Origin of the sequence: Nonomuraea cavernae (genome assembly GCF_040655715.1) — a bacterium.
Taxonomy (GTDB): Bacteria; Actinomycetota; Actinomycetes; order Streptosporangiales; family Streptosporangiaceae; genus Nonomuraea; species Nonomuraea cavernae_A.
The window spans coordinates 277,130-293,988 of record NZ_JBFAKL010000006.1; the positions used below are offsets into that span (position 1 = coordinate 277,130).

At 70.3% G+C, this 16,859-nt stretch carries 17 protein-coding genes; 4 read left to right on the plus strand and 13 right to left on the minus strand.

Annotated elements, in window-relative coordinates:
* Nucleotides 1-124: 124 nt before the first annotated feature.
* From AB0I38_RS11635 to guaB, 3 genes are all read right to left on the minus strand, one after another.
* Nucleotides 125-559: a GNAT family N-acetyltransferase gene (locus AB0I38_RS11635; protein ID WP_358465847.1), complete on the minus strand. Its 435-nt coding sequence runs from the start codon at nucleotides 557-559 to the stop codon at nucleotides 125-127.
* 403 nt (nucleotides 560-962) lie between these two features.
* On the minus strand, nucleotides 963-2,081 hold the full coding sequence (locus tag AB0I38_RS11640) for a GuaB3 family IMP dehydrogenase-related protein (RefSeq protein ID WP_358465850.1): 1,119 nt from the start codon (nucleotides 2,079-2,081) through the stop codon (nucleotides 963-965).
* Nucleotides 2,082-2,084: 3 nt separating this feature from the next.
* On the minus strand, nucleotides 2,085-3,566 hold the full coding sequence (guaB, locus tag AB0I38_RS11645) for an IMP dehydrogenase (RefSeq protein ID WP_358465852.1): 1,482 nt from the start codon (nucleotides 3,564-3,566) through the stop codon (nucleotides 2,085-2,087).
* A 423-nt stretch (nucleotides 3,567-3,989) separates the two neighbouring features.
* Between guaB and AB0I38_RS11650 the strand changes: the two genes are divergently transcribed.
* Together AB0I38_RS11650 and AB0I38_RS11655 are read left to right on the plus strand one after the other, a co-directional pair.
* Complete coding sequence (locus AB0I38_RS11650) at nucleotides 3,990-5,003, plus strand: helix-turn-helix transcriptional regulator (RefSeq protein ID WP_358465854.1); 1,014 nt, start codon at nucleotides 3,990-3,992, stop codon at nucleotides 5,001-5,003.
* 36 nt (nucleotides 5,004-5,039) lie between these two features.
* Entirely contained in the window at nucleotides 5,040-5,417 is a 378-nt protein-coding gene (locus AB0I38_RS11655; RefSeq protein ID WP_358465856.1) for a DUF5319 domain-containing protein, read from the plus strand.
* Here the strand turns inward: AB0I38_RS11655 and AB0I38_RS11660 are convergent.
* From AB0I38_RS11660 to groES, 4 genes are all read right to left on the minus strand, one after another.
* Nucleotides 5,378-5,557: a hypothetical protein gene (locus tag AB0I38_RS11660; protein WP_358465858.1), complete on the minus strand. Its 180-nt coding sequence runs from the start codon at nucleotides 5,555-5,557 to the stop codon at nucleotides 5,378-5,380. The genes AB0I38_RS11655 and AB0I38_RS11660 overlap by 40 nt on opposite strands.
* Nucleotides 5,554-6,189 (minus strand): sigma-70 family RNA polymerase sigma factor, encoded by a 636-nt coding sequence (locus AB0I38_RS11665; RefSeq protein ID WP_358465860.1) that lies wholly within the window; start codon nucleotides 6,187-6,189, stop codon nucleotides 5,554-5,556. Before AB0I38_RS11665 ends, AB0I38_RS11660 begins: the two co-directional genes overlap by 4 nt.
* Nucleotides 6,190-6,563: 374 nt before the next feature.
* Entirely contained in the window at nucleotides 6,564-8,183 is a 1,620-nt protein-coding gene (gene groL, locus AB0I38_RS11670) for a chaperonin GroEL (protein WP_358465862.1), read from the minus strand.
* An 87-nt stretch (nucleotides 8,184-8,270) separates the two neighbouring features.
* On the minus strand, nucleotides 8,271-8,582 hold the full coding sequence (gene groES, locus AB0I38_RS11675) for a co-chaperone GroES (protein WP_043623565.1): 312 nt from the start codon (nucleotides 8,580-8,582) through the stop codon (nucleotides 8,271-8,273).
* A 280-nt stretch (nucleotides 8,583-8,862) separates the two neighbouring features.
* On the opposite strand from groES, the gene AB0I38_RS11680 reads away from it, so the two are divergent.
* Together AB0I38_RS11680 and AB0I38_RS11685 are read left to right on the plus strand one after the other, a co-directional pair.
* Nucleotides 8,863-10,128, plus strand: coding sequence for a class I SAM-dependent methyltransferase (locus tag AB0I38_RS11680; protein WP_358465864.1), 1,266 nt, complete (start codon nucleotides 8,863-8,865; stop codon nucleotides 10,126-10,128).
* A gap of 192 nt (nucleotides 10,129-10,320) precedes the next feature.
* Complete coding sequence (locus AB0I38_RS11685) at nucleotides 10,321-12,417, plus strand: hypothetical protein (protein WP_358465866.1); 2,097 nt, start codon at nucleotides 10,321-10,323, stop codon at nucleotides 12,415-12,417.
* A gap of 52 nt (nucleotides 12,418-12,469) precedes the next feature.
* Here AB0I38_RS11685 and tsaD read toward each other — a convergent pair whose 3' ends face one another.
* From tsaD to AB0I38_RS11715, 6 genes are read right to left on the minus strand one after another with little or no spacing between them, the layout of a single operon-like run.
* Complete coding sequence (gene tsaD, locus AB0I38_RS11690; RefSeq protein ID WP_358465868.1) at nucleotides 12,470-13,501, minus strand: tRNA (adenosine(37)-N6)-threonylcarbamoyltransferase complex transferase subunit TsaD; 1,032 nt, start codon at nucleotides 13,499-13,501, stop codon at nucleotides 12,470-12,472.
* Complete coding sequence (rimI, locus tag AB0I38_RS11695) at nucleotides 13,494-13,925, minus strand: ribosomal protein S18-alanine N-acetyltransferase (RefSeq protein ID WP_358465870.1); 432 nt, start codon at nucleotides 13,923-13,925, stop codon at nucleotides 13,494-13,496. Before rimI ends, tsaD begins: the two co-directional genes overlap by 8 nt.
* An 11-nt stretch (nucleotides 13,926-13,936) precedes the next feature.
* On the minus strand, nucleotides 13,937-14,581 hold the full coding sequence (tsaB, locus tag AB0I38_RS11700; protein ID WP_358465872.1) for a tRNA (adenosine(37)-N6)-threonylcarbamoyltransferase complex dimerization subunit type 1 TsaB: 645 nt from the start codon (nucleotides 14,579-14,581) through the stop codon (nucleotides 13,937-13,939).
* A 27-nt stretch (nucleotides 14,582-14,608) separates the two neighbouring features.
* On the minus strand, nucleotides 14,609-15,538 hold the full coding sequence (locus AB0I38_RS11705; RefSeq protein ID WP_358465874.1) for an aminoglycoside phosphotransferase family protein: 930 nt from the start codon (nucleotides 15,536-15,538) through the stop codon (nucleotides 14,609-14,611).
* Nucleotides 15,539-15,571: 33 nt separating this feature from the next.
* Nucleotides 15,572-16,108: a class F sortase gene (locus AB0I38_RS11710; protein WP_358465876.1), complete on the minus strand. Its 537-nt coding sequence runs from the start codon at nucleotides 16,106-16,108 to the stop codon at nucleotides 15,572-15,574.
* A 2-nt stretch (nucleotides 16,109-16,110) separates the two neighbouring features.
* Nucleotides 16,111-16,755, minus strand: coding sequence for a hypothetical protein (locus AB0I38_RS11715; protein WP_358465878.1), 645 nt, complete (start codon nucleotides 16,753-16,755; stop codon nucleotides 16,111-16,113).
* Nucleotides 16,756-16,859 lie beyond the last annotated feature (104 nt).

The window sequence follows — 16,859 nt, forward strand, 5'->3', positions numbered from 1 at the left end:
CCTGGCATCCTCGCCGCGGCAGTGCTCACGATCGCGACTCACCGGCTGCTCCACCGCCACCAGACCGTCGCGAAGCGGACAGTCGCGTGAGTTCGTGGCGCCTGAGCTCGTCGCGCGTGAGCTCCTATCGCATGAGCTCCTTGCGCATGAGCACGGCCGACCGGCCCTCGATCCCCTGGCGGCCGGTCACCGCGTAGCCCAGCGACTCGTACAGCGCGATGTTGGAGGCCATCTTCGCGTTGGTGTAGAGGCGCAGTGCGGGCAGCCCGAGCCGCCGCGCCTCCTCCTCCGCGAAGGCCAGCAGCCTCCGGCCGACGCCCCTGCCCTGCCGCTCGGGTGACACGGCGACGTTCTCGACCCGCAGCACGCCGTCCTCGGGCACCAGCACGATGAGCCCGTCGAGCGGGTCGGTCACGTGCACGCGACCGGCGGCGATGAGCGCGCCGTAGTCGGCCTCCATCGGCAGCGGACGCATGCCGACGATCTCCACCCACGGCTCGTAGGCGTCGCGCACCAGCTTCTCGACGGCCGCCAGGTCCGCGGCCACTGCCTGCCTCATGCGGACAATCTTCGCAGCATCCGCTTCCCCTGCCGCCCGAAGTTACCCGCTTTGTCGCTCACACCGACACTTCCTCCCCACGTCCCAGGGCCGGCGCGCAGCGTGAGCCGTCGGGTGGCCCCAAGCCGGAGCGCACCAGCTCCTACGGCCACCTGCGCCGTTCGACAACAGCGCCCTGGTCAACGCCTGCCACCGGAGCCGACCGTGGTCCGGAGCCGCCCAGATGGCCGGCAGGACGTCGTCACGGCGGCCGGCCACGTGCGGGTCAGCGGCCGTCTCCCTGGAGGCCCTCAACCGCGTGCGGCGGGTGGGGCCTCCTTGGCTGTGCCGTAACGGATGGTGATGATTTTGACTGTGCCGTAAGGGACGGTGATCACTGTGGCTGCGCCGTACAGGCTGGTGATCACTGGGTCGGGGCGACGACCACCTCGACGCGCTGGAACTCCTTGATGTCGGAGTAGCCGGTGGAGGCCATGGTGCGCTTGAGCGCGCCCATCAGGTTCATCGAGCCGTTGGCGACGCTCGACGGGCCGTGCAGGATCTGCGCCAGCGAGCCGACCGTGCCGAACTCGACGCGGCGGCCGCGCGGCAGGTCGGGGTGGTGGGCCTCGGAGCCCCAGTGGAAGCCGTGTCCCGGCGCCTCGGAGGCGCGGGCCAGCGGCGAGCCGACCATGACGGCGTCGGCCCCGCAGGCGATGGCCTTGGCGATGTCGCCGGAGGTGCCCATGCCGCCGTCGGCGATCACGTGCACGTAGCGGCCGCCGGACTCGTCCATGTAGTCGCGGCGGGCCGCGGCCACGTCGGAGATCGCGGTGGCCATCGGCACCGCCACGCCGAGGACGTTGCGCGTGGTGTGGGAGGCTCCGCCGCCGAAGCCGACCAGCACGCCGGCGGCGCCGGTGCGCATCAGGTGCAGCGCGGCCGTGTGGGTGGCGCAGCCGCCCACGATGACCGGCACGTCGAGCTCGTAGATGAACTGCTTGAGGTTGAGCGGCTCGGCCCGGCCCGACACGTGCTCGGCCGAGACCGTGGTGCCCCGGATGACGAAGATGTCGACGCCCGCGTCGATGACCGCCTTGTGGTACTGGACCGTACGCTGCGGCGACAGGCGGACCGCGGTGGTCACCCCGGAGGCGCGGATCTCCTCGATGCGGCGGCCGATCAGATCTTCCTTGATCGGCGCCGTGTAGATCTCCTGCAGCCTCCTGGTCGCGGCCTCGGCGTCGAGCGAGGCGCACTCCTCCAGCAGCGGCGAGGGGTCATCGTAACGGGTCCACAGCCCTTCGAGGTCGAGAGGGGCCAGCCCGCCGAGGCGGCCGATCTCGATCGCGGTGGCGGGCGACACGACGCTGTCCATGGGAGCGACCACCACGGGCAGCTCGAACCGGTAGGCGTCGATCTGCCAGGCGATCGAGACCTCTTCGGGGTCACGGGTGCGCCGAGAGGGCACGAGGCCGATCTCGTCGAGCGAGTAGGCACGCCGGCCCGTCTTGCCCCGGCCGATCTCCACCTGCTGAGTCATGAATTACCTTCTGTGATAGTTCGGAGCTTCCACGGTCATCTGGATGTCGTGGGGGTGGCTCTCCGTGAGGCCCGCCGACGTGATCGGCATCAGCTCGCAGTCGGAGTGCATCTGCGGGATCGTCCGGCAGCCGGAATACCACATGCCCTGGCGCAGCCCGCCGATCAGCTGGTGGGCGACCGCTGCCACCGGGCCTCGGTAGGGGACCTGCCCCTCGATGCCCTCGGGGATGAACTTGTCCTCGCCGCCGACGTCGCCCTGCGCGTAGCGGTCCTTGCTGAACGAGGTGCCGCCGCGCTCGCGGTTGCGCACCGCGCCGAGCGAGCCCATGCCCCGGTAGGACTTGAACTGCTTGCCGTTGATGAAGATCAGCTCGCCGGGCGACTCCTCGCAGCCCGCCAGCAACGAGCCGAGCATGACCGTGTCGGCGCCCGCGGCGATGGCCTTGACGATGTCGCCGGAATACTGCAGGCCGCCGTCGCCGATGACCGGCACTCCCGCGGGCCCGCACGCCAGCGACGCCTCGTAGATGGCGGTCACCTGCGGCGCGCCCACCCCGGCCACCACCCGGGTGGTGCAGATCGAGCCGGGGCCCACACCCACCTTGACCGCGTCGGCGCCCGCGTCGACCAGCATCTGGGCGCCGGCCCTGGTCGCGATGTTGCCGCCGATGACGTCGACCTTGCTGTTGGCCTTGACCTTGGCGATCATGTCGGCCAGCCCTCGGGAGTGACCGTGGGCCACGTCCACGACGACCACGTCGACGCCCGCCTCGATCAGCGCCTTGGCGCGCGCCTCGGCGTCGCCGCCGACGCCCACCGCGGCCCCCACCACCAGGCGGCCATCGGCGTCCTTGGTGGAAAGTGGATATTGCTCGCTCTTGGTGAAGTCTTTGACCGTGATCAGGCCGCGCAGCCTGCCGTCGGAGTCGACCAGCGGCAGCTTCTCGATCTTGCTCTTCCTGAGCAGCGTGAACGCGTCGTCACGCGAGACGCCGACCGGGGCGGTGACCAGCGGCATCGACGTCATGACCTCGCGCACCCGGCGCGACTGGTCGGTCTCGAAGCGCATGTCGCGGTTGGTCACGATGCCGACGAGGATGCCGTCGGCGTCGGTGACCGGGACCCCGGAGATCCGGTAGGTGGCGCACAGCCGCTCGACGTCGGCCAGCGTGTCGTCGGGGGTGCAGGTCACCGGGTTGGTGACCATGCCGGCCTCCGACCGCTTGACCAGGTCGACCTGCTGGGCCTGCTCCTCGATCGACAGGTTGCGGTGCAGCACGCCGATGCCGCCCTGCCGGGCCATCGCCACCGCCATGCGAGCCTCGGTGACCGTGTCCATCGCGGCGGAGACCAGCGGGATGGACAGGGTGATGCCGCGCGACAGGCGTGACCGCGTGTCGGCCTCACCCGGTTGCAGATCGGAGTAGGCGGGCACGAGCAACACGTCGTCGAAGGTCAGACCTGTATCGGTGAACTTGGACATGCTGCGGCCCCCTCCTGCCGTTGCGCGATGCTGCCAAGTCTAGGGCCTGGGACCAAACGACATGGTTGCCGGGAGGACGATGACCCCCACGGCCCGTCGTACTCCCGGCAAGCACAAAGAAGGGGGATGGGCCGGTCGGTGATCCGTCCCATCCCCCAGCTACCGGCACCCGGGCGGAGCGCGCATCGCGCCACCGGACCCCCCTCCGCGCCCTGATGACTGGCACCGCTAGCGCCCGGTGGGTTGCCGACTGTGGGTTAAGCCTGCGTCACTCATCGGCACATCGCAACGTGAAAACGTGCAATTGCACGAAGCTGCACACCTCAGGAGTAGCCGGGAGTAGTCGGCGCAAGAAGCGGACAGGGACCCAAGGCCGCGTTATCCTCGCGGCACGCCCGTGTCTCCCTTACGGAGCTCTCCGCCATGCGCAACGCTTCGCCCGCAGCGTCCGACCCGCTGGAGACGCTCGGGCTCGGCCCTGCTCAGTCCGCTCTCTACACCGCGGTGTTACGCCTGCACAGGGCCACGGTGACGGAGGTGGCCCAGGCCATGGACGGTCCGATCGACAAGGTGAGCAGGCAGCTCGACGATCTGGTCAGGCTGGGGGTGGTGGACGAACAGTCGGGCGAGTATCTCGCCCGGCACCCCGCCGGCGCGCTCGGGCGGCTGGTCGCCGAGCGCCTCGACCGCCTGGCCGAGGAGAGCCGGCGCATCGACTCGGCGCTCGGCTCGATCCGGGGGCTCATCCACGACTACGACGCCGGGCGCGACTACCAGAGCGGACCGTTCCCGGTCGAGCTGGTCAGCGGGGCCGACGTGCTCTACGAGAGCGTGGTCGGCATGGCCGTGCAGGCGCCGCCGATGGAGCTGCTGACCGCGATTCCCGACGAGCGGACCATGGCCGACTTCGTGCGCAAGTTCGCCGATCCGTGGATCGACGCGCAGGAGCGCGGCCTGCTGCGCGTGCACGCGATCATCCCGGTGTCCACGCTGTCGCTGCCCGGCGTACGCGAGCAGCTCACCCGGTTGCGCGAGGCCGGCGGCCAGGCCCGCACCCTCGACCGGGTGCCCAGCTGGTTCATGACCGCGGGGCCCGACGCCGCCGGGCTGCCCGCCCTGTGGGGCGGCAACCTGCCCGACCACGCGTACAACTTCTACCTGCTCCGCACGCCGATCGTGGTGGGCCTGCTGCGCTCGCTGTTCGAGGAGCTCTGGGCCAGGGCCGTGCCCCTGCCCTGGGGCGGCGGGATCGACGGCGTGGTGCAGGTGCTCAGGCTGGCGGCGCAGGGCATGTGCGACGACTCGATCGCCCGCCAGCTCGGCCTGTCGGTGCGCACGGTGCGCGCCAGGTTCGCCGACGCCATGAACGAGCTGGGAGCTCAATCACGCTTCCACGCAGGGGTGGAAGCCTCGCGCCGTGGATGGCTGGGCCAATAGCCACCGCTGAGGCCGCATCGGTCATATGGTGGGAAGGTGCTGGGAGACGTTCCCCGCGACCCGTTCGCGGACGACCCGAATGATCCTTCCGCTGCGCTGGGCGAGCTCGATGACGCGGAGCCACTGACCGCGACCGAGCGCGACGAGGCCATCACCGACCTCGCCGACGTGGAGGTCTTCCACTCCCTGCTCGAGCCGCAGGGGGTGCTCGGTCTCGTGCTCGACTGCCCCGAATGCGGGGAGCAGCATTTCTTCGACTGGGACCTGCTGCGCGGCAACCTTCGCCAGATGATCGACAAGGGCCGTCCTCAGGTGCACGAGCCCGCCTTCCACCCCGACCCCGCCGACTACGTCAGCTGGGAGTACGCCAGAGGCTACGTCGACGGCGTCATCGACACGGAGGAACGCCGCTGACCGAGCTCCGCTAACTCCGCGAGCTCGGTCACGTCCTCCAGCAGGACGGCGAGCAGCCGGGCGGCGGGGTCACCGCAGCCGGGTGGCTCACCGCGAGCGAGCGCGTCGAGTAGCGCGTCGCTCTCTTCCTCCGGCGTCAAGCCGACTCCAGCTCGGCCATCTGCCGCAACCTCGCCAGCGCCCGATGCTGGGCGACCCGGACCGCACCTGGTGACATGCCGAGTACATTACCGGTCTCCTCGGCGGACAGCCCGGACACCACCCGCATCAGCAGCAACTCGCGCTGCGTTTCGGGCAGCCGGGCGAGCAACCGGCGGGCGTGCTCGACCTCGATGTAGCGGACGACGGTCTCCTCCGGCCCCGGCCCGTCGTCGGGCCCGTCGGGCAGATCCTGGGTCGGCACGGCGGAGCGGACCGAGCTCCGCAACGCATCGGCCACCTTGTGCGAGGCGATCCCGAAGACGAATGAGGCGAACGGCCGGCCCATGTCGCGGTATCGGGGCAGCGCGGACAGGACCGCGATGCACACCTCCTGGGCGACATCGTCGGCAATGTGATACTGCCCTGTCACCCTGCCCAACCTGGCGCGGCAATAGCGCACCACTCTCGGACGCAACTCGCCGAGCAGGGATTCGATCGCACCGCGATCTCCCTGTACGGCGAGGCTCGTCAGTTCCCTTAGGTCGGAGTCATCCGTCCGTGCCGGAAGTCTCGACGCGAGCCTTACCCCAATTTTGGCGTCGGCGACGCTTCCCTCGCTCACGTTAGGCATGATGCCCGTACTGATCGGGCCTGTCGTCATCGCGAACGGCTACGGATTGGTCACATTGAAGAGACGATAACCGTTAGTAATCGATTGGCGACACTAAGCCTTTCGGGGTGGCGGAATATTTCACCTCATTACCCGAAATGCGCGACATTTGTCAGACGCCCTAGACGCTTTGCTCCCATGTTGGGTTTACTCGAATAAGTCACCTTTCCACATCACCCGACCAAACCACCATCTCTCCGGCGTTTCATCAGGTACTACGTCACACGCCATATATACGCCATCCCATGATCCTTGGAAACATGGCGCGGGCGCGAAAACACAGACGGCCCGCGCCCCGCGATGCGGGGAGCGGGCCGGGTGCGTTCGGGAAGGGGTCAGTGACCGTGGCCGTGGCCGTGGCCCTGACCGGCCGCAGCGGCCTCTTCCTCGGGCTTGTCCACCACGAGGACCTCAGTCGTGAGGAGCATGCCCGCGATCGAAGCCGCGTTCTGCACCGCCGAGCGGGTGACCTTGACCGGGTCGATGACGCCCTGCGCGAGCAGGTCGGCGTACTCGCCCGTCGCGGCGTTGAAGCCGTGACCGGCCGGCAGCTCGGCGACCTTGTGGGTGACCACGTAGCCTTCGAGACCGGCGTTCTCGGCGATCCAGCGGGCCGGCTCGACCAGCGCGCGGCGCACGACGCCGACGCCCGTGGCCTCGTCGCCCGTCAAACCCAGGTCGTCGAGCTCGCCGGCGACGTGGATGAGCGCGGAGCCACCGCCGGAGACGATGCCCTCCTCGATCGCGGCCCGCGTAGCGGAGATCGCGTCCTCGAGGCGGTGCTTCTTCTCCTTGAGCTCCACCTCGGTGGCGGCGCCGACGCGCAGCACGCACACACCGCCCGCGAGCTTGGCCAGACGCTCCTGCAGCTTCTCGCGGTCCCAGTCGGAGTCGGACTGCTCGATGGCAATCTTGATCTCCTTGACGCGGTCCTCGATGGCCTGCGCGTCACCGGCGCCGTCGACGACGGTCGTGGCGTCCTTGGTGACCACGATGCGGCGAGCCTGGCCGAGCACCTCAAGGCCGACGTTCTCGAGCTTGAGGCCGACCTCCTCGCTGACGACCTGGCCGCCGGTGAGGATGGCCATGTCCTGCAGCATCGCCTTGCGACGGTCACCGAAGCCGGGCGCCTTGACGGCGACCGAGGTGAACGTGCCACGGATCTTGTTGGTGACGAGCACCGCCAGGGCCTCGCCCTCGACGTCCTCGGCGACCACGAGCAGCGGCTTCTTGGTCTGCGCGACCTTCTCGAGCAGCGGCAGGAAGTCGGCGATCGAGGCGATCTTGCCCTGCGTGAGCAGAATGTAGGCGTCCTCCAGGACGGCCTCCATCCGCTCGGGGTCGGTCACCATGTAGGCCGAAAGGTAGCCCTTGTCGAACTGCAGGCCCTCGGTGAACTCGAGCTCCATGCCCATGGCGTTGGACTCTTCGACGGTGAGCACACCGTCCTTGCCCACCTTGTCGAACGCCTCGGCGATCAGGTCGCCGATCTTGGCGTCCTGAGCGGAGATCGTCGCCACATTGGCGATCTCCTTCTTGTCCTCGACCGGACGGGCGCTGGCGAGCAGCTTGTCGCTGATCTCCTTGGCCGCCTTGTCGATGCCGCGCTTGAGCGACAGCGGCGAGGCGCCGGCCGCCACGTTGCGCAGGCCCTCACGGACCATGGCCTGGGCCAGAACGGTCGCGGTGGTGGTGCCGTCACCAGCGATGTCGTTGGTCTTGGTGGCCACCTCCTTGGCGAGCTGGGCGCCGAGGTTCTCGTAGCGCTCCTCCAGCTCGATCTCACGAGCGATGGTCACGCCGTCGTTCGTGATCGTCGGAGCACCGAACTTCTTGTCGATGACAACGTTGCGGCCACGCGGGCCGAGGGTAACCTTCACGGCATCCGCGAGGGCGTTCACGCCGCGCTCGAGCGCGCGCCGGGCGTCCTCGTCGAACTCCAGGATCTTCGCCATTTTGCTGAAAGTCCTCTCCTGGTGCCGAAGGCCCCGGCCGCCTCGCGTCAGATCGACGACGTGCGCCCGGGGCCCGACACGACCGGCTTACTTCTCGATGATCGCGAGAACGTCGCGGGCGGAGAGCACGAGGTACTCCTCGCCGCCGTACTTGACCTCGGTGCCGCCGTACTTGCTGTAGAGGACGATGTCGCCCTCGCTGACGTCAAGCGGAATCCGCTTGTCGCCGTCCTCATCCCAGTTGCCCGGGCCCACCGCGAGGACCTTGCCCTCCTGCGGCTTCTCCTTGGCGGTGTCAGGGATGACCAGGCCGGAAGCGGTGGTCTGCTCGGCCTCAAGCGGCTGCACCACAATGCGGTCGCCGAGCGGCTTAACGGGAACCTTGGTGGCGGTCGTCACGATCGGACCTCCCCTTCAGATTTGAATGATCTAGAAGAGGCGACCAGCGGGGCCTGCCGTCGCGGGTGTCAGACCTGCCTCGTCGCACATTGGCACTCTCAAGGGGAGAGTGCCAATGGGAAACATATGCAAGAGGGGCTTGACAGTCAACACGAACGCGTCTGCTCAGAGCGATCAGGCGCAAACCTTGACGTCCGCGTCTCCCACCCTGCCACCTGTCGCGCACCGCACGGCACCGCACCGTCCCGGCTCCGGTGGCGACGCGCTAACGTCGTCATACGTGGACCTCGACGCCTTCAACGAGCTGCTGACACCTCGCGGCATCCGCGCGCTGGCCGAGGCTGAGGCGCTTCGGACGGCCGGCCCGGTGGCCGCGGCGACCAGGCTGCGCAGGTCCTACGACGCGGCGCTCACCTCGGCCGCGCTCACCCAGGCAGAGCTGCGGGAGCGGGCCCAGGAGAAGTTCGGCCCCGATGCCGAAGTCATGTATTTCACACCGCACGGCCTGGAGCAGTCCACCCGAGGCCAGGTCGCCCGCCACCGCGCCCGCCGCCTCACCGCGTGCGAGCCGCACCGGCCGCGGGTGCTCGACGTCTGCTGCGGCATCGGTGGCGACACCATCGCGCTGGCCCGCGCCGGCTGCTTCGTGGACGCGGTGGACACCGATCCCCTGACCGTCGCCGTGGCGAGGGCCAACGTCGAGGCGCTCGGGCTCGGCGAGCGGGTGACCGTCAGGACGGCCGACGCCGCCACGGTGTCGCCGGAGGGCTACGACGTGCTGTTCGCCGACCCGGCCCGCCGCACCTCCCGTGGCCGCACGTTCGACCCCATGGCCTACTCCCCTCCGTGGCCGGTCGTGCTCGACCTCGTCTCCAGGGCTCCGCGGGCCTGCCTCAAGGTCGCCCCCGGCATCCCCTACTCGTTCATCCCGGCCGACGCCGAGGCCGAGTGGGTGTCGTACAAGGGCGAGGTGAAGGAGGTCTCGCTCTGGACGGGCGCCCACTGGCCCGACGCCGAGGACGAGCAGGCGGGGCCGCCGGCCGCCCCGGCGGGCGGCCTGGTGGAAGGGCCGGCGGACGAGTCGGCCGAGGGTCCGCGCGTGCGGCGGGCCACGCTGCTGCCCGGCGGGCAGAGCATGACCGCCACCGGCGCGCGCGCCCTCACCGGCCCCGTCGGCCGCTACCTCTACGAGCCCGACGGCGCGGCGATCCGCGCGCACCTCGTCGGCGAGGTGGCCGAGTTGGTCGCCGGGCGGCTGCCCGACCCGATGATCGCCTACATCACGGGTGACGTGCCGATCGACACCCCGTGGGCGGCGAGGTACGAGGTCCAGGACGTGCTGGCGTTCTCCCTGAAACGCCTCCGTTCCACCCTTCGCGAGCGGCAGGTCGGAAATGTCACCATCAAAAAGCGCGCCTCGGCCATCGACATCGAACGTCTTCGAGCGGATTTGCGCCTTTCGGGAGACAAGTCAGCGGTAATCATCCTGACCCGAATCATGGATAAGCCGTCGGTCCTGATTTGCCACCCATCGCCACCTGCCTAAATGACGAACCAGGGCGTTCTACCGATAACCACGACGTTTTACTTCGCTCCTGACGGACCTTGATCGAAAGACTAAGGTGGGCGGGCGGGAGTTCTCCCCCTGTAGCGGTTTACCGCGTTCTCCTTCTTTCATCTGCAAACCGGACCTACCGACCGCTGCGCGGCAGACCGTCGGCGAGCGAAGGAGCTTTCGGTGGATCATTCCAACCACACCACCCTTCTGCAGGCAGGCGGCCATACCCCCATCTCCGACAGGATGCGGGACCTGCTGGCGCGCGCCGCCCAGGATCACGTGTACGAACAGCGCACCCAGGGGGCGGTGCTCGACGAGATCCGCCAGCGGCTCGAAGGCATGGAGTGGCTGCTGCGCGAGGTGCGCGAGCGGGAGCTCGGCGGGTTGAGCGGCACCCTGGAGACCGTCAGCGGGCGGCTCGACGACATCACCGCCAAGCCGCCGATGTGGGCCGAGGGCCTCGCCCAGCACGTCGAGGCGGTGCGTGACCACGTCGACGCGGTGGGCGAGCAGGTGGGGTCGGTCGACGCCCGGGTCGAGTCGGTGAGCCGGCACGTCGCCCCGGTGGGCGACCTGCCCGGCCTCTGGGCCGACCTCGGCACCATCGGCATCGGGGTCGAGGAGGCGCTCAAGCGGCTCCAGTCGGTGCTCGACCGGGGCGACGGCATCGTCAGCCGGATGGGCGACTTCGCGGGCAAGCTGAGCCAGCTCAACTCCAGCATGGAGATCGCCGCCAACCGCTTCACGCGGCTCGACAAGTCGCTCGCCGAGCTGACCGCGCGCACCGACCGCATCGAGGGCGCGGTGACCGGCCTGCCCGAGCGCCTCGACGACAAGCTCGCCGCCGTCGCCGATCCCCTCGCCGCCCAGGTCGACGTCGTCGCCGGCCGCCTGGCCGCCTCCGAGCAGCACCTGACCAGCCGCCTGGCGGCGGCCGAGGAGCACGTCACCGGCCTTCTCGAAGACACCGAGCAACAGCTCGCGACCCGCCTCGACGCCTGCGAGCAGCACCTGTCCGTACGCCTCGACGGCGTCGACGAGCGGCTCGGCGCGACCGGCGAGCGGCTGGCCTCGGTCGACGGCCGGTTGGGCCGGCACGACGGCCGCTTCGACGCCCTCACCGGCCTGGTCACCACGCTCGACGGCCGGGTCGCCGCCGTCGACCAGCACCTGAGCGACACCGCGACGCGCAACGAGGGCCGCTTCAACCACGTCGACAACCACCTGGAGTCCCTCGACGAGCGCCTCAACGAGTTCGAGGAGCACGTGACGACCCGCTTCGACGGCGTCGACAGCGCCGTCGCCGGCCGCTTCAACACGGTCGACGCCAAGCTGGCCGCCGGGTTCGAGTGCGTCACCAGTCGTTTCGAGAACGTCGACAGCACGGTGACGGCCCGCTTCGAGGCCGTCGACACCGGCCTGGCCGCCCGCATCGACACCGTCGACTCCACCATCGCGGCCCGGCTCGACATGGTCGACACCAAGCTGGCCGCCCGGCTCGACACGGTCGACTCCGATCTGGCCGCCCGCATCGACACCGTGGCCAACCGGCTCAACAGGGTCGACACCAACCTCGCGGCCCGGCTCGACACCGCCGACACCAACCTGGCGGCCGGCATCGACACCGTGACCGCCCAGCTCGACACGGTCGACGCCAGGCTGACCGCGCGCCTCGACACCGCCGACGCCGACCTCGCGGCCCGCCTCGACACGATCGACACCAAGGTGGCCGCGCGCCTAGCCACGGTGGACACCCACCTGGCCAGCCGCATCGACTCCGTCGACAGCAGCGTCGCGGCCCGTTTCGACACTGCTGACGGCAACCTGGCGGCCCGGCTCAACAAGGTCGACACCCACCTCGCGACCCGGCTCGACTCCGTCGACACCCGGCTGCACACGCGCTTCGACGGCGTCGACGTCCACCTGACCGACCTCGCCGCCCGAGCCGAGCAGGCCGGAGAGCAGCTCGAGACCGTCGACGACCGCGTGGAGGCCGTCAACCAGCGGGTGCAGCGGCTGCCCGGCGTGTCCGACATCGGTGACCGGATCAGCCAGTTGCTCGCCACCGAGGCGACCGCCCAGGTCGAGCGCCTCGCCGTGGCGGCGGCGACGCTCACCGAGATCGTCCAGACCCGTCCCGACCGTGACGAGCTCGCTCAGACCGTCACCGGCATCGTCGAGCCGGCCACCACCGATCTCACCAAGCGCCTCGGCGCTCTGGAGGAGACCATGCTGGCGCTCGCCGAGGCTCTGCTCCGGCCGACTCGCAAGGAGTGACCGCGCGTGGGGTCCCGCGCCGCACAGCGGGACCTCACCCCCCGTCAGGGGCTCACACGTGGACGGTCGTGATGGGCATCGAGGAGTCGGCCGGGATGTCCAGCGTGGACGGTGTGACCCCGGCCGCCACCAGGTCGGAGCCCAGGGCTGCGACCATGGCGCCGTTGTCGGTGCACAGCCCCGGCCGGGGCACCCGCAGTCGCACGCCCGCGGCTTCACATCGTTCGCGGGCCAGGGCGCGCAGCCGCGAATTGGCCGCCACGCCGCCACCGATCAGCAGGTCGTGCACGTCGTATTTACGGCACGCCTGTAGTGCCTTGCGAGTCAGCACGTCGACCACGGCCTCCTGGAACGAGGCGGCCACGTCGGGCACGTGGATGGTCTCGCCGGCCGCCTGGCGCGCCTCCACCCAGCGGGCCACGGCGGTCTTGAGCCCGGAGAAGGAGAAGTCGAGCGTGCCGTCGTCGAGCTTGCCCCTGGGAAAGGCGACGGCGGTGCCGGAGCCCGAGGTGGCGGCCCGGTCGATGTGGGGACCGCCGGGGAACGGCAGCCCGAGCACCCGCGCGACCTTGTCGAAGGCCTCGCCGGCGGCGTCATCGACCGTGGAGCCGAGCGAGATCACGTCCTGGGCCACGTCGGGCACCAGCAGCAGCGAGGAGTGGCCGCCCGACACCAGCATCGCGATGCACGGCTTGGGCAGCGGGCCGTGTTCGAGCTGGTCGACGGCGACGTGCGCGGCCAGGTGGTTGACGCCGTAGAGCGGCACTCCGAGCCCGAGCGCATAGGCCTTGGCCGCGGCCACGCCGACGAGCAGCGCCCCGGCGAGCCCCGGACCGGCGGTCACGGCGATCGCGTCGATGTCGGAGAAGGCGACCCCCGCCTTCGCCAGCGCCGCCTCGACGGTCGGCGTCATCGCCTCCAGGTGGGCCCGGGAGGCCACCTCCGGCACCACGCCGCCGAAGCGGGCGTGCTCGTCCATGCTGGAGGCGATCGTGTCGGCCAGCAGGGTATGGCCTCTGACGAGGCCGATGCCGGTCTCGTCGCAGGAGGTCTCGATGCCGAGGACCAGGGGTGCGTCAGCCATCCAGCTTCCTTCTCATCATGATCGCGTCGGTGCCGTCGTCGTAGTAGCGGCGACGCAGGCCGATCTCCTCGAACCCGAAGTGCTCGTACACGCCGCGTGCCTGCGGGTTGTCGGAGCGGACCTCCAGGAAGATCTCGCGTGCTCCCCGCCTGCGGGCCTCGGCCACCAGCTCGGCCAGCATGGCGCCACCGACGCCGGTGCCCTGATGGGACTCCAGCACCGCGATGGTCTGCACGTCGGCCTGGTCGGCCGCGGCGGCCAGGCCCGCGTAGCCGATGATCGCCTCGTCGACCACGGCCACCACGTAGTGGCGAGTGCGCGGCTGGTCACCCAGCTCGCCCCGCATCATGCCCTCGCTCCACGCGTCGAGCGGGAACGTGGCCCGTTCGATCGCCATGACCGTCGGCAGGTCGGCCTCGGTCATCTGCCGGAGTTTCACGCGGTCACCCGCTTGGGCGCCCCCGGCGCCACCGCGTCGGGTCGCCGCAGGTAGATCGGGCGCGGCGGGTCGAGTGGCACGCCCGCCTCGATGCGTTCGGCCGCCAGCGCGGCCAGCGCGCCGGCGTAGGGGTAGGTCGGGCCGCTGGACCCTCCCAGCACGTCCGGGTAGAGGTCGGCGCCGGCCCCCACCACCGGCAGGCCCGCCACGGGGACGTCGGCGGGCCGGTCGACGAACGGGCCGTCGGCCCTCGTACGCAGGTCGGAGTAGCGGGCCCAGAACACCTCCTTGCGCCGGGCGTCGGTGGCGACCAGGAACGGCCCGGTCAGCCCGCTGCCGTAGGCGACGGCGTCCAGGGTGCAGACGCCGTACGCCGGGACTCCCGCCGTGACGGCCAGCCCCTGGGCGGTCATCAGCCCGACGCGCAGGCCCGTGTAGGGGCCGGGACCGCTGCCCGCGACGATGGCCGTGACGTCGCCGAGCGAGGCCCCGGCCTCGCGCAGGACGATCTCGATGGTGGGCGCGAGCAACTCGCCGTGGCGCCGAGCGTCGATCGTCGTCGACTCGGCGAGCACCTGACGGCCGTCGTGGAGCGCGGCGGTGACGGCGGGAGTCGCGGTATCAAAAGCCAGGACCAGCACGACTGTTTAGCCTACCCGCCGGGCGGGTCAGACCCAGCCGGTGCGCTGTTTCAGCCATTCGACCGCCACCACGCCCTGAGCCCGCTGGAACGCCCTGACCGTCGGCAGCCCCGGCGGATCGGGCAGGCGGCCGTGGCGGACCATGAAGCCGGCGATCGCGGCGACCACGGCGGTGACGGCGGGATCGGGGTCGGGCAGCAGCTCGTGCGGCTGCGGGCCGCCCTGCATGCCGACCGAGGGCAGCATGGCCGCCCGGTCGAACCAGGCAGCGCCGACGCACGCCCATGGCCAGTCGACGACGTAGACGCGGTCGGCGGTGAGCAGCAGGTTGTCGGCCCGCAGGTCGGTGTGGATCAGGGTGTCGCCGGCCGCCGCCTCCGGCCAGCCCGACTCCAGGTCGGCCAGGGCGGCGAGGTGACGCAGCGCCCACGGGTCGAGCCCGGTGGTGTCCTCGGTGAGCAGGTCGCGCCAGCCGCGGAAGGCAACGGCGTACCGTTCGCCTATGGGCGGCGCGACGATCGGAGCCGGGGTGAGCGCGGCCGACATCCGCTCCACGGCGCCGAGCACCAGGTCCAGCTCGTCGCGCCGCCACGGCAGGGCCGGGTGGCGGCCGTCGATGTCCTCGAAGACCAGGGTCACCCAACCGTCGAGGTCGAAGCTCGTCAGCAGTCGCGGGGCCGGCACGGAGGCGGGCAGGGCGGCGGCGATCTCGGCCTCGGAGCGGTAGATGCGGACGCTGTCGGGGTTGGGCTCGGGGCCGACGGCCTTGACGAAGGCGCGCCGGCCGCCGGTGGTGCGCACCCGCACCGCCGCGGCGGGCGAGAAGCCGCCCGTCTGGGTGACCGCCTCGGCCACGGGTCCGCCGAGGAACTCCTCTACCGCCTCACGGACGGCCGGATGGATCTCTGACCAGGGCACCCGCACGCCGGACGCGGGTGGCTGGGAGTCGACGCTCATGCCCTCCATCCTGCGGGTGACCGCAACCGGATTTCAGGTTTTGGACGCGTAGACGATCACGTTGTCGAGGTATTCGCCCGCGGCGTGGTCGAACGTGCCGCCGCAGGTGACCAGTTTGAGGCCATCGTCGACGTACACCCGTTTGAGCGGGAAGTTGTCCTTGTGCACCTGCTGGACCGAGTCGACCTTGTACGTGGCCACCTTGCCGTCGCTGCGCTTGACCTTGACGATCTCGCCCTTGCGCACCCGCTTGAGCTTGTAGAAGACGGCGGGGGCGGTCTTGGTGTCGACGTGGCCGACGATCACCGAGGCGCCCTTCTCGCCGGGCACCACGCTGCCGGTGAACCATCCGGCCATCGCGGGCTTCTCGTACGGAGGCAGCTCGACCTCGCCGTCCTTGCTCACCCCGAGCTTCATCAGCGGCGCCTCGACGTCGATCGAGGGGATGTCGATGCTCTCGGGCACCACGCTCGCGGCGGGCTGGGTGCCGATCTGGAGGTCCTTGCCGAACATGACGAGCAACAGCCCGGTGGCGGCCCCGGCGAGGACCGCCCCTCCCTTGCGGGCCATGGTCAGGCCCGGCTGCGGCGCTTGATCGCTATCCCCGCGCCCACGGCCAGGACGAGCGCCATCCCCGCGCCGATCGGCGCGAGCGGCAGCGTCGAGTCGTCCTCGACCTCCTTGCCGAACATGCCTCCACCGCCCGCCCGGGGCGCCTTGGTGGGCACGCCGGTGGGCACGTCGGCCCTGACCACCCGGAGCGTGGCCTTGCCGGTGTCGTTGGTGCCGTCGCACTTGACGTCGACCGTGTAGGAGCCGCGCTTGACGGTGCCGGAGACCTGCGCCTCACCGCGCACCCACGGCCCGGTCGCCTGCTTGCCGGTCGCGGCGGGTGTGGCCAGCGCGTCGGTGGCGGGGTTGAGCGTGACCCCGTTGACGAACGCCTTGGAGGTGGCGGTGCCGGTGTGGGCGGGGCCGCCGGTGGGGACGGGGCAGTTGGCCAGGATCCACACCTTCGAGGTCTCTCCCGCGGTGACCCTGTCGGGGTTGACCTGCACGTTGATGGCCGGTCTGGTGACCGTGGCGGTGGGAGTCGCGCTGACCGTGGTCGTCGGGGTGGGACTGGGGGTCGGTGTCGTCTGCGCCTCCGCCGAACATCCCATCGCGCCGATCACGAGGATGGCACCCGCGTACGCGACCCGCCTTGCCCTGAGCACCAGCGCACCCCACTTCGCCGTCCTGCACCAAGCATCCACCAAAAATGCGGATGCTACCCCTCCTGATACCCAGAATTTCTGGGCGAATCCATGACCAATGATCA